The sequence below is a fragment of the Sorangium sp. So ce145 genome (genome assembly GCF_051525985.1).
Lineage (GTDB): Bacteria > Myxococcota_A > Polyangia > Polyangiales > Polyangiaceae > Sorangium > Sorangium cellulosum_B.
Genome location: NZ_CP150315.1, coordinates 3555024 through 3567885 on the forward strand (window position 1 = coordinate 3555024; position 12862 = coordinate 3567885).

The 12862-nt window shown below is 67.7% G+C and carries 9 protein-coding genes and 1 pseudogene; 3 read left to right on the forward strand and 7 right to left on the reverse strand.

Annotated elements, in window-relative coordinates:
- Positions 1-110: 110 nt before the first annotated feature.
- Positions 111-302 (reverse strand): annotated as a pseudogene (locus tag WMF34_RS13670) (transposase); the annotation flags it as partial.
- 18 nt (positions 303-320) lie between these two features.
- Positions 321-1067 (reverse strand): DUF5050 domain-containing protein, encoded by a 747-nt coding sequence (locus tag WMF34_RS13675; RefSeq protein ID WP_157906658.1) that lies wholly within the window; start codon positions 1065-1067, stop codon positions 321-323.
- A 762-nt stretch (positions 1068-1829) separates the two neighbouring features.
- On the opposite strand from WMF34_RS13675, the gene WMF34_RS13680 reads away from it, so the two are divergent.
- Together WMF34_RS13680 and WMF34_RS13685 are read left to right on the forward strand one after the other, a co-directional pair.
- Positions 1830-2201, forward strand: a complete 372-nt coding sequence (locus WMF34_RS13680; protein WP_437994633.1) for a single-stranded DNA-binding protein — start codon at positions 1830-1832, stop codon at positions 2199-2201.
- Between the two features lie 525 nt (positions 2202-2726).
- Positions 2727-3482 (forward strand): hypothetical protein, encoded by a 756-nt coding sequence (locus tag WMF34_RS13685; protein ID WP_437993539.1) that lies wholly within the window; start codon positions 2727-2729, stop codon positions 3480-3482.
- A gap of 88 nt (positions 3483-3570) precedes the next feature.
- On the opposite strand, the gene WMF34_RS13690 is transcribed toward WMF34_RS13685, so the two are convergent.
- Both WMF34_RS13690 and WMF34_RS13695 read right to left on the reverse strand, forming a co-directional pair.
- Positions 3571-4383 carry a hypothetical protein gene (locus tag WMF34_RS13690; RefSeq protein WP_437993540.1) on the reverse strand — a complete coding sequence of 271 codons (813 nt, stop codon included), beginning with the start codon at positions 4381-4383 and terminating at the stop codon, positions 3571-3573.
- A 63-nt stretch (positions 4384-4446) separates the two neighbouring features.
- Positions 4447-4890, reverse strand: coding sequence for a ferritin-like domain-containing protein (locus WMF34_RS13695; RefSeq protein ID WP_012235262.1), 444 nt, complete (start codon positions 4888-4890; stop codon positions 4447-4449).
- A gap of 317 nt (positions 4891-5207) precedes the next feature.
- Between WMF34_RS13695 and WMF34_RS13700 the strand changes: the two genes are divergently transcribed.
- A complete protein-coding gene (locus tag WMF34_RS13700; protein ID WP_437993541.1) occupies positions 5208-5474 on the forward strand; it encodes a hypothetical protein in 267 nt (88 codons plus the stop codon).
- Positions 5475-5699: 225 nt separating this feature from the next.
- Here WMF34_RS13700 and WMF34_RS13705 read toward each other — a convergent pair whose 3' ends face one another.
- From WMF34_RS13705 to WMF34_RS13715, 3 genes are all read right to left on the reverse strand, one after another.
- A complete protein-coding gene (locus tag WMF34_RS13705) occupies positions 5700-7475 on the reverse strand; it encodes a metallophosphoesterase (RefSeq protein WP_012235264.1) in 1776 nt (591 codons plus the stop codon).
- 96 nt (positions 7476-7571) lie between these two features.
- Positions 7572-11387 carry a transcription-repair coupling factor gene (mfd, locus tag WMF34_RS13710; RefSeq protein ID WP_437993542.1) on the reverse strand — a complete coding sequence of 1272 codons (3816 nt, stop codon included), beginning with the start codon at positions 11385-11387 and terminating at the stop codon, positions 7572-7574.
- 486 nt (positions 11388-11873) lie between these two features.
- On the reverse strand, positions 11874-12797 hold the full coding sequence (locus WMF34_RS13715; protein ID WP_157907603.1) for a transposase: 924 nt from the start codon (positions 12795-12797) through the stop codon (positions 11874-11876).
- Positions 12798-12862 lie beyond the last annotated feature (65 nt).

The window sequence follows — 12862 nt, forward strand, 5'->3', positions numbered from 1 at the left end:
CGCCTCGCGGCGCTTCGTAAGAGCCCTGCTGCGCGCGCTCGCGGGCGCGTGGTGGGTCTGGCGTGCTCTGCCTCGACATGTGCGCCTCGTCGTCGCGCTCGCGGTGCGCGGCGGCGCGACGGGAGGATGAGCGCGGCCAGCCTGGCCATGAACGCGATGGGCTCGAGCGCGAGGTGTGTGGCGCCGTTGCGGCGTGGCCTCCGGCGCCGATATGCGATGCGGCCGTCGGGCAGCAGAGCGAGGCGCCCCACACTGAACGGCGGGCGCGCGCCGTAGCGGGAAAAACCTGCCGAACAGCCCACCAGCGCAGTTCGCCCGGACTACTTCGCCACCTTCATCACCGTGCCGGAATCATCGTAATTCGTCCAGTAGACGTAGGTCGCGTCGACGGCAATGCTAGTCGGATACTTCTGGCCTGCCGCGAGCGTGATGGGGGTTCCCCCGTCCTTCGCCACCTTCATCACCAGGCCCGTATCATCATCGTAGTTCGTCCAGTAGACATTGACGTCGTCGACGGCGACAGCGGACGGGTATTGCCTCTCCGCCAGGATGGTGTGGCCACCGCCGTCCTTCGACACTCTCCGCACCGTACCATCGTCGCTTGCCCAATAGACGTTGTCAGCGTCGAGCGCGATACCCGTCGGGCCAACTTGCCCCTCAGCGAGGGAGGTGGGGATACCCCCTCCAATAGACACCTTCATCACCCTGCCCATGGTGATATCATCATCGTAATGCGTCCAGTAGACGCTGGTAGAATCGACCGCGATGTCCACCGGGTTTTGCTGTTCCGCAAGCGTGGTGGGAGCGCCACCGGCGATCGGTACCTTTTTCACCTGACCGGACGATGTCCAGTAGATACTGGTGGCGCTGACCGCGATTCTGCTGGGGTAATTCCCCCCGTTGGCGAGAGACATGGAGGTACCGCCGCCGACCGGCACCTTCATCACATCCCCCATCTGAGCGTAGTTCACCCAGTAGACACTGCTGGCATCGACCGCGATGTCAATGGGGTGATTCTGCTCCTGCACGAGACTGACGGGGGTACCGCCGCCGATCGGCAGCTTCATCACCTTGCCTTCGTAGACGCGATTCGTCCAGTAGACACTGTCCGCGTCGACCGCGATGGCAGAGGCGTCAGGCTGGCCTGTTGCGAGGACGATGGGTTCGCAGAGGGCCTCTGTGCACGGCTGTTCCAGGCAGCTGCGACCACACACTCCGCAGTTCTCAGGATCGGAGCTCGTGTCAACGCAGGAGCCGGAGCAATCAACCAGACCATCTGGACAGTCAGGCCGGTCCACTCCGCCGGTCCCGGACGGCGCTCCGCCGGACGACGCTCCGCCGGACGACGCTTCTCCACCGTCGCCCGGCGGAGCGTCGTCCGTGAACTCGTCCAGGCCGATTACCGCAGCACACCCACAGATGCCCAATACAGAGCAAGAGAGAGCGACGGCGGCACGTAAGAACATCTGGAATCTGCACGAGGCATACACGAACGCAACTCATATCACGATGAAGGCGCAAAGTCGAGCCGCTGCCCAGCGGGCGTGGGGGCCGGAGAGCGCGGCACGAGCCCCTCATCCCGCGGGCCTCGAGCACGGCAAACACGGCGCGCGCATCGGCCTTATCTCGCACGACGTACCAGGATCACGCTGCGATCAGGTGGCCGGTCGGGCGCGGAGCCCGAGCTTCGACGCGATCCATGAGATCTGCCAGAAGCCGAGATCCGCGGTGTGACCCGGACCCAGAGGATTCGGGGCTGCTGACCGGGCATCCGGCCGCGGCGGCGGCCACCGTGCTAGATCCGCGCGCCGAGCCCGCAGGGGCACGGCATTGGTCACCGGAGACGATCAGGTACCGGTCGCAAGGAGCGCACCGAGTCGCGCTGCATCGTGTTCTGGGGGCTGCGCGCCGAGGCGCTGGCCAAGGTGCTGACGAAGGGGGACGGCGTGCTCATCGAGGGCGGGCTGCGCACGTCGAGCTACGAGAAGGACTGGATCGAGCGCTACCGCACCGAGGTGATCGCGCGGGATCTCCGCTTCGCGGGGCGGCGGGTCGCGTTGACGGAGCCCGTGCCGGGTCCGGAAGACGCCGGCGAGCCGACGCGGCCTGGGGCGGGCGTGCCGACCACGGCGCGGCTCGGGAAGAACGGCGCGCTGGGGCGGCCCCCGGAGGTGCCTGCGCTGGATGAGATGCCGTACTGAGGGGCTCCGTCCGGACGGGCGCGCGGGGCGAGGCGGCTTGTATCGAGCCGCCTCGCGGCGTCCCCCAGCATGCGCCGTCTCACCCTGTTCGCGACATTCCCCTCCTGCGGTCGCCGTCGCGACCCCATCGAGCCCCCCCGCGCTCAGCGCTTGGCGTGTTGCTGGATTCCACTCAGGCCAGTTTCCAGGGCGATGTGTCACGAGGTAGCCCTTCGTGGACGCTGGCGCGCAGCGTCAGCCGCGAGATGACTGATTCGATGACTTCAGGTCACCATCACACGGTGGACAGTATCCGGCAGTGCCGTCTGAAGAACTCTCGTGTCCTACATGAACACAGAAAAGTGATTGAATCGATGGATAACGTGCTCGAAGTGTGTTGACGAATGCCGTGCTTTGGAAGTAAACACTGGATGCTAGGCTCGACGCGACCAGGTGCGATTCTCTTGCTGTACACGATCGACCTCCTCAACCGAATCTGCTCGGCCTGCGGAACGGCAACGTGGTAACCGTCAACCGAGGTACTTCATGCTCAGCAATGCGGTTCGCTTTCTGATGGTGTCTGCTGCTGCTTCTGTCGTCGCGCTCGGCGCTGCGCCGGCCGACGCGTGCTCCCAGCTGTCCAGCGGAGCGCTCAACTTCATCTCTGCCGGTACGCCATCGGCGGCCGGGGCTGTCTTCCTCACGAGCGTTCAGAAAGAGGAGTTCTGGTCCGATCCAGACCCGATCGTGGATGCGGTGAACGACGCGGCCAATATGTCCTACTACTGGGGTTCGACGAGCCCGAGCTCGGAGAAGTACTATACCGAGTTCACCAAGCCCGGGGCCATCGTCTCGCTGATCTCGAACATCTCCAACGTCGCTGCCGGTGACGTGCTCGTCATCAACAAGACGGTGGCATCCGGCGTGCAGACCGCATACGGCGGGCACACCGTGATCGTCACGGGCCCGGCGCAGCAGCTCACGACGGCCCTCAACCCGATCTACTCGGGCACGGTGCAGTGGGCGCTGCCGATCGCCGACTCCACCAGTTCGGTCCATGGATGCAGCACGATCTGGCGTGACAGCCGGTGGACGAACACGTGCAGCGACTTCGTCGCAGGGCCGGGGACGGGCTACATGCGCATCTATACCGACACCTCGGGAGTCCCCGTGGGCCACACCTGGAGCGTCACCTCGGTTTCGGCCGGCAATTATTTCCCGATCACGAGCACGACTGTCCCGGCGCGGCCCTTCGTCATCGGTAGGCTGAACTCCTGCCCGCTGCCCACGCCGACCCCCTGAGCCGGCGCGCCTCCGGCGCAGCGACGCGTTCGCCGGGCGATCCTGAGGGCGCGCGCCCTCAGGATCGCCCTCTCCCCCCCTTCGGCGGTTACGGCGCGCCGCCCTTCTCGGCCGCCGCGGGCACGCGGCAGAGCTGGGCGATGCCCTTTCCGCTCAGCTTCTCGCGCGTCAGCTCGAACTGCGGCACGTACATGCAGAAGCGGCCGCCCTTCTCGGTCGCGATGCTCGTTCGACGCGAGATCATCTCCTCGAGCTCCGAGCGGCTGATGGGCTTGTCCGTCTTCAGCGTGTCCGAGATCTTGAGATCGACCGCGTTCGGGCAGCTGACGCTGGCGGCGACGGTGAGGTTGGGCTTCACCTTCTCCTGACCTTCGCGATAGTCAGCTCCTGGCCCCGTCTGGCCGCCCGCTTGCGCCCTGCCGGCCTGGGCGCCTTCGTGGGGCTGCCTGCCGCCTTGAGCGCCGCCGGCATGGGCCTGGGCCTGGCTGCCGTCGGTCTGGCCCTGCATACCCGCGCCGCCGCTCCGTCCCTGGTTGCCGCTGCCGGTCTGGCCGGGCCGGCCGCCCGACGGCTGCTGCGACTTGCCCGCCGCGACGGGATCGATCCGACCGTTGACGGAGGCCGTGTAGGTGCACCCTTCCTCGACCGGGAACGAGATCTGCTCCTGGAGATTGATCGCCTGTTTCTTCTGACCCTGCCCCTGTTGCTGCTGCGTGCGCTGTGCGCCGCTCGGGCTGGGCTTGTCGCCCTGATGCTGCGCGCCGCCCTGCGCCGCTCCCGGCGAGCCCGATTCGCGATGCTGCGGCGAGCCCGTGCCGCCCGTCTGTGCTGCCGCGAGCGCCGGCACGACCGCGAGCGCTCCCATGGCGAGCGCGAGTTGGATGGACCGATTCGATTTCATATTACCCCCAACCGTAGAATCTGCTTCCGATCGTACTCACCACCGCCGCGGGCCGACCGCCCACTAGGCGGCTTGTTCCCAGACCTTCCTTGACAGCGCGTCCTTGATCCACGCGAGGTGCCGCTGCTCATCAGTGTAGTTGCGCTCGACGATCGCGCGCGCCTCGGCCGTGAGCGACTCGTCCAGCGCCGCCTGGTATTGCCGGTTCGTGAGCTCCTCGTTGCCGCGCATGGCGAGGAGCGCGCTCTGGTCTCCCTGGCTCGTGATCGCCGTGAACCCTTCGATGAGCTTGCCCTTGAGGTCGCGGGTCTGTGCCGCGATGCCGCCGAGCGACGTCACATGCGCGGTCAGATCCACCACGTGGCGCGCGTGATCGTCCCTGAAGCTCGCGAGCCGCTCCTTGGTATGAGCGTGCTCGCACGCCTCGATGGCGCGGTCGTAAGCGACGATCGCGTCGCGATCGAGCTGGATGAGGTCGTTGAGCACGTCGATGACGTCTCTCGCCATGATGGACACTCCTTCCGGGATCCCGCTCCGCTCGGACCCCACCGCCCACCACCTGGGGCATTTGCGTGGGGGCGCAAGCCATGCGCACGTCGTCACCGGAACTTGTGGTCGCCGTTGCCGCGCCCGGCTCGGCCGCCGCTCGAGGCTGCCGATGGCGGCCGTGGCGGGCGGTCCGGCATCCAGAGCGGCCCGGCAACCTCGACCTGGCACGGACCGTGAAGGCCGTCGAGAGACAGGACACGAGGGACGGGAAACCCTGACAGCTTCCGTGGACCGGCGCCGCCAGCGCCGGCGCCGCGGGGAGATGAGATGTGCCTATGAAACGCTCTCTTGGCGGCTCCTCGATGCGCGCCGCGCTCGCGCTGCTCCTCGCCGCCTCCGCGGCTTGCGCCGAGGGGCTCGCGAACGCGCCCAGCATCAACCGCGAATGGACCCCGGAGGACCGTGGTCAGGACGCCATCGCGAATGGCCCGAGCTCCTGCCCCAGGGAAGGCCCCGATCCGCTCTCTCCCCCCGGCGAGCTGCGCGAGATCTGTCCCAAGGCCGCTCCGCCGAGGCTGCCCAGCGCCGCCGTGTCGCCCTGAGCGCAGCCGGCCCGCGCCAGAAAGCCTCGCTGCGCCCATTGACCTCACGTTCGCGCGCGCGGAAGCGCGCGGCGAGCTCGGCACGTAAGGGTCCTTCTGCGGTCGACCGCTTCCACGATTCGACCGACCGGACGTGGTTGTGCCTGCCAGCGAGAAGGCAGAATGTCCCGGCTGAGGCGGACTGCCTCATGGAGAAGGAACGATCATCAGGGCTCCGGTCCGCCTCTACGGCTCGGGCGCGCCAGCTCCCGCCGCGGCGCCCGCCGCGGGGGGGCGACTCCGCCGCTCGCCCGCGGGGCACTCGCGGTGCCCGGCGCCTGCCGCGTCGACCGTGAGTTGGCCGGTCCGGCGCGGCTGCCGCGCGGTCGGGATGGTGATGGGCTCCTCGATGAGCTCCGGCGCCAGGGCGCCGCGGGCGGGGATGAAGCGCGGCTCGCCGGGCTTGTGATCGTCGGCCACCTTCCACGCGCGCGGCACCTTCCTCAGCCCGACGGGATAGAGGGTGAGGCCGTCGCGGTGGACGTGAATCCGCAAGAAGTTCTTGTAGTCCTGGATCCGGAGCGCCGAGAACGCTTCGTTGCCGTGCCGGCGCGCGACGTTGAGCGAGATCAGGAGATAGACGCCCATGATCGTCGACCCGACCACGGCGCCGGTGGCGCCGACGAAGAGCGTCACGCCGAGGAGGCTCCACATGGACATGGACGGGAGGTCCCGGAGGTCGACGCCGAGCAGCGCGCCGCCGAGGTGCGCGAGCCCCAGCGCCGCCCCGAGGTGCGCGAGCGCGTGGAGCGAGCCCGCGAACCGGCGATACCAGGTCTTGTAGGTGTCCGTGAAGACGATGAACACGAGCACGACGACGAGGACCCACCCCACGGCCCCCGGCCCTGGACGGGGCAGCGTCAGGGAGGAGAGCATGTAGACGAAGGCGGCCGCAGGCCAGAAGCCGAGGTTGTGCCGAGCGAACGAGAGGTTGCGCCAGGCGAGCCGGCGCGACTCCGACTCTGATGGAAACGAGGCACGCAACATGTAAGGGCGCTGGTCGGCGCCCGCGCCGGAGCGGACCACGGTGACCGGCTCGCCGTGGGTCGGGTGGAGGAACGCGCCGCCGCCGCCGGCGATGATGTTTTGCCGGCCGTCCGCGGACTCGTGGCGGCGATAGTGGTGCAGATCTCCGGCGATGCGCGCGACGATCTCGACCCCGGGCCGCGCGTCGGCGAGCTGCTTCTCGAAGAAGGCGAGGTTGCTCTGGAGCTCTGGGTTGTAGATGGCGCCCTTCACCCAGTCGGGCTCGGCGGTGCAGAGGATCACGCGATCGCCGTCGCGCATGTCGTGCGTCGCGAGCTTGCAGAAATACTCGATCTGCGGCTGGTCGATGTCGGACTCGAGCTGGATGTCGACGCCGAGCAGCCAGAAGCCGTGGGGCAGCTTCAGCGCGAAGTAGCTCCGCGACTGGAACGTCTTCCAGGCGCCGAGCGTGCGTTTCTGGCCGAAGAGGCGCATGAAGCTCATCAGCCCGTCGTACCAGTCGTGGTTGCCAGGGATGGCGAACAGGTGCGGCGGATCCGTCACATCGGCCTTCGGGAGCGCGGCCGCGTAGGGCTCGACGAGCCGGGTCCAGTACGCCTGACGCGTGGCCGAAGGGTAGACCTGGTCGCCGCCCATGATGAGCACCTCTCCGCGCCTCGTCTCCCGGCCGCCCAGCGAGAGGACCGGCCGTGCGAGGAGGCTCGCGATCGCGTAGGTGGGGTTGAAGCCATCGCCTGTGTCCGCCACGTAGTCGATCCAGAGCTCGTCGCGCATGACGCCGTTTCGGACGGCATAGTCGAAGGGCGGCTGCGGCCCCGCGATCGCCTCGAGGAGGCGGAAATCGCCGCGCGCGCCCATCAGGCGGGAGACGGTCATGTCGAGCGCGGAGCGGGCCAGCTGGAAGGGGCTGTACCAGCACGTCATGACGCTCTGCTGGAGCGCCGCGAGCCGCTCGCGATCCGGGCGATCGATCATCCATCCCTCCGCTCAAGGGAGATTATCACCGCCGGAGCGCCGCGTCGCCTCGGCCGCGCGCTTCAGCGGGGGGCGACGACGTCGTGGGCACTCACGCTATGCTAGATCGCTGCCATCCTTGAGACAGCCGGCGAGCTCGCTCAGGAGCTTGTCGGTCGCCTCGAGACCGCTCGTGAAGGCTTCGCCCTCCTTGGCTCGGCGGGTGAGGCGCATGTCGGGCGAGAGTCGGTAGGGTGAGGCCTTCGGCTGGACCAGCTTGAGCACCTTGGCATGATCGAGCGGGGTGTCCTCGCGCAAGTGCAGCGTCACGCCCTTGGCGCTCGCCTCGCATGCGAGCGCCTTCAGCCGGCGCAGCTCGGTCTTGAGCCGCATGAGGTGCACGAACCGGCGCGCCTCGAGCGGAGGCGGGCCGAAGCGATCCTCCATCTCGACCGCGAGATCCTGCACGTCCTCGGTCGAGGCGGCACCGGCGAGCCGCTTGTAGAGGGAGAGGCGTACGCCTACGTCGGAAATATACTCTTCTGGCAGAAGCGCGTCGGCGTCGAAGGAGAGCTCGGTGTCGACGTCGTGGACCACGGGTTCGCCGCGCAGCTCGTGGACGGCCTCGTCGAGCATCTGGCAGAAGAGCTCGAAGCCAACCTGGGCGACGGTGCCGCTCTGCTCGGCGCCGAGGAGGTCGCCGGAGCCGCGAAGCTCCAGGTCGAGCGAGGCGATCTGGAAGCCGGAGCCGAGCTCGGTGTGGCGCTCGAGGGCCTCGATGCGGGCGCGGGCCTCGTCGGTCATGGCGTTCGGGGGCGGGACGATGAGGTAGCAGTAAGCGCGCTCCTTGGAGCGGCCGACGCGGCCGCGCAGCTGGTAGAGCTGCGAGAGGCCGAACATGTCGGCGCGGTCGATGAGGATCGTGTTGGCGCGGGGGATGTCGAGACCGCTCTCGATGATGGCGGTGGCGCAGAGGACGTCGTAGCGCCCCTCGACGAAGTCGAGCATCGCCTGCTCGAGGCTCTGCTCGCTCATCTGGCCGTGGGCGACGCAGATGCGGGCGCTCGGGACGAGCTCGGCGAGGCGGGCGGCGCGCTCGTAGAGGCCCTCGACGCGGTTGTAGACGTAGAACACCTGGCCGCCGCGGCCGAGCTCGCGGAGGACGGCCTCGCGGAGGACGGCCTCGTCGTGGCGGGTCACCACGGTGCGGATGGCGCGGCGATCGGCCGGGGGGGTCGTGATGATCGACATGTCGCGGAGGCCGGAGACCGCCATCTGGAGGGTACGGGGGATGGGGGTGGCCGAGAGCGTGAGGACGTCGACGTTGGTCTTGAGCGCCTTGATACGCTCCTTGTGGGTGACGCCGAAGCGCTGCTCCTCGTCGACGACAAGGAGGCCGAGCCGCTTGAAGTGGACGTCCTTGGAGAGGAGGCGGTGGGTGCCGATCACGACGTCGACGCTGCCGTCGCGGAGGCCGCGGGAGACCTCGTCCTGCTCCTGCTTGCTCTGGAAGCGGGACATGACGCGGACCTCGATGGGGTAGGAGGCCATCCGGGATCGGAAGCTGAGGTAGTGCTGCTGCGCGAGCACCGTGGTTGGGCAGAGGACGGCGACCTGCCTGCCGGCGTTTGCGGCGCGGAAGGCGGCGCGGATGGCAACCTCGGTCTTTCCGAACCCGACATCGCCGCAGACGAGGCGGTCCATCGGACGGCCGGACTCGAGGTCGGCCGTAACCTCGGTGATCGCCCGGGCCTGGTCGGGCGTCTCGTCGAAGGGGAAGGTCGCTTCGAAGGCGCGGTAATCGTCGTCCGGCGGTGGAACGGGCTCCGCCGTGGCGGCGCGGCGCTCGGCGTAGAGGCGGAGGAGCTCGTCGGCCATCTTGCGGACGCTCTTCTCGACCCGCGCCTTTGTCTTGGCGAACGTCTGCCCGCCGAGCCGGTCGAGCTTGGGGGTGCCTTCGCCGCCGCTGAATTTCTGGATCTGGTTCAGGCGGTAGACCGGGAGGTAGAGCTTGTCGCCGCCGGCGTACTCGACGGCGATGAGATCGACCGTGGTTGACCCGACCTGCTTGTGGACGAGGCCAAGATACCGCCCGATGCCGTGCTCTACGTGGACAACGTGGTCGCCGACGCCGAGGTTGCGGAGGTCCTCGAGGAAGGCCTGCGACGGCTTCGTGGAGGAGGCGGCGGCGCGTGCGGCGCGGCGGTGAGCGCGGGCACCGAAGATTTCCTCCTCCGTGACCAGCGCGAGCCCCTCGGCAGGAGCGATGACGCCGCGCGCAAGAGAGCCCGTGACGACGAGGGCCGTGTCGCGCGGAGAGGCGGAGCTGCTGCCATCGAAGAACGCGGGGTCGAACGGACCCAGGTTGGCCTTCACCCGCACGTCGCGATGGCGGAGCAGGGCGACGAGGCGCTCAACCTGGGTCTGCGCGCGTGCAGCGATAAGAACTCGTAGGCCTGCTTCTTGCCAGGCGACCACGCGACGAACGAGCGGGTCGAGAGCGCCGTGCTTGCCGCGTGACGCGCGAGCCGTCTTGATGGCGCGCTCGAGGTCCGACTGGTCGCGCGTCGCGAGCGACGGGACGTCCTCAGGGACGACCTCGAAGCGCTCCATCGAGTTCCGGTTTTCCGCAGCACCCTCAACCCCGGTGCGGTGCAGGGCAAGCACGGCACGCGCGCCGAGCCACGAGGCAACGTGTGCCTCGTCCTCGTAGAAGGAGGCCAGCGGGAAGTGCGGCTCACGGTCCTTGTGGCTCCGATCGGCCCCAGCGCGACCGAGCTCGTTTCGCACGGCGGCGGTGACGGAGGACGGGTCCTCAAGGAGGATGAGCGCGTCGTCGGGCAGGTACGACGTGAAGGAGGCGAGATCGATGAAGGCAGGCAAGTAGCCTTCGGCCCCGAAGAAGGCGCGGCCGCTCGCGACGTCGTCGACCAGCGCGCGCGCCTTGGTTGAGGGGAAGTCGATGACGTCACACGCGGCGCGTACCCGCTGGCGGGCCCGCTCGACATTGGCAGGCGTGAGGATCGCCTCGCGCGCCGGCGGGATCCAGACCTCCTTCACGTCGGCGACCGTGCGCTGGTCGTCGGGGTTGAAGGTCTTGATCGATGCGACGATGTCCCCGTAAAAGTCGATTCGCACCGGCAGCTCGGCGGAAGGCGCCCAGACATCGAGGAGGGCGCCGCGGACGGCGAAGGTGCCGGGGTCTTCCACGAGGGGGCTGCGGACGTAGCCCGATGCACCGAGGCGGGCCGAGAGCGCGTCGCGATCCATCTCCTGCTCGGCGATGACGAGCTCGGCGTGTTCGGTGATCTCGTCCCTGGGTACGACCTTGCGGATGAGCGCGGTGATGGGGCAGACGAGGACCGACCAGGGAAGGTCCATGCCGAGGTGGAAGAGCGTGGCGAGGCGGGTCTGGGCGCCCCGGCGGTCCGGGTTGACATCCGCGTAAGGGCTGGCCTCGTTCGGCAGGTAGAGAAGGACGCGGCCGAACGTGGTCGAGCCGGCGGCCTCGGCGTCATCGGCATCCCGATCGACGAGCAGGAACGAGGTATCGGCCGCCAGAGCGCGGGCGCTGTCGACGTCGGGGGTGAGGGCGATGAGCCGGCGCCCAGCGACGGCCGCGACGAGGCGGCGGATGACGAGGGCGCCGGCCGAGCCGGCCGAGCCTGTGACATGACGGGTGCCAGGCGGCGCCGCGGCGAGCTCTGCGGCGAGCTCACGGGGCGTGACGACCCGGCGGTCTGCTGGGAGGTCGAACGACGGGAGCGGCTCGAAGTCGGCCGGCGTGGAGGCGGGCGGGCCGCTGGTAGCGGTATCGTTCGAGGCGCTGTCGTCGACGTGGCCTGAGAGCTCGGCGATCGTGGCGCTGAGCGGGGAGCTCGAGGTGGAAGTGAGGGAGCGCTCGGGGGGCATCGGCGCAGCGCGGTCTAGCATAGGCGGCGCGATTCGACCCGCGGTCTCGACCCGACCGTCGCGGTCTCGACCCGACCGTGGTTCGTGCTACGCGGTGGTTCGTGCCACGCGGGGCACCACCCCACCGTGCTGCGGCCGGGGACGTCGTAGCGGGGGCGCTACGCGACGCGCACGCCAGCTCGGTCCGGCCCCGAATCGCCTATCGTCACGATGGTGCTGTAGACTCTCGACTCCACTCCATGCAGACATTTCGACCGCTCGGACTCTGTGCACGCCAAGCCTGGCAACCTCGAGCAAACCCGAGCTGGCGAGCCAGGACGCCTGCCGGCCAGCCGAATCGTCCATTGTTGAGCATGAATCGAGCCTTGAAGGAGATCGAGCGCTTGGTCCTGCCCGTCGCCTGCAACAACGCCATATCCAGGCGTCGGTCGTGTTGTGCGGCGAGCGAACCGATGTTCCCGTTTTTCGATCTTAAGTAAATTGTGTCAACATGGGCTGGTCCTGCATCTATGCGGCTGCAGGCTCGCCCTCGTTGACGGTGACCCCGTGGAACACGCGCATCCACCACGTACCCGCAGGGAAAATTACGCTGCGTACACCTGCACGCCATTGATTCATCGAATGTCGGTATGCGATGCGGAAGGCTTGGACGGCCTCGATGGCGGCGTTCTTTGCGTCTGCCTGCCGGCGGCCGATTGCGAATGTTGGATTGAGATCGCGAAGTGGTTCGATGCTCGTTGCTCGCTTGTAAGGAGAAATGTTTCTCGCGCGCGCAGCCCCGAGGAAACCAAGCCTTTGTCGCTGTAGGGTAGCGTGAGCCTGTCTCTCGTGCAGCTCGATCCGTTCTGTGATCTCGCGGCGAAATTTGTCGGCATTGGAATCGCCGATCGACGGTGGAAGCGTGATCGCAAGTGCTACGTCGGTTGGCCATTCGGGGTTCTGTGGATTGAAGTATATTTCAGGGCGTTGGGCGCGCAGCTCGCCGCAGCCGATGTCGCCGACGAGCACCTTGGCTCCTGGCCACTCATGCGCATGCCGTACGAGACCAGCAGTGACCGGATTTGCTAGGGTGTAAGCGATCTTCTCCACCAGAGCGTCCCGTGTTGCTAGCCGTACCACGCTCGTTGCTCGATCGTCCCACACCGTCCCCTCCCACGCGCGCAAGATCTTGGTCCCGAGAGCGACAAGCCGATGGAATCTCTGCAAAAATCGTGGGAGCTCACCGTGTGTGTCTGTGACAACGATATGAATGTGCGTGGACATCACGCAAAGGGCGTGTACGAGGATGCCATAGCGATGGGCGGAGATCGCCAGGGTATAGATCACGAGCCGTGTGATCGCGGAATCGGGGCGGAAGAGAAAATGCCGTCGCAGTACACGGCGGGTGAGAAGATACGTAGCGCCGGGGACGATCGCACGAGGCTGGCTCATGCCTGACGGGTATGTCAAGCGCCGTGCCAGACTCGAAATAGGCTGATTTTTGAGGATTTGGGTGA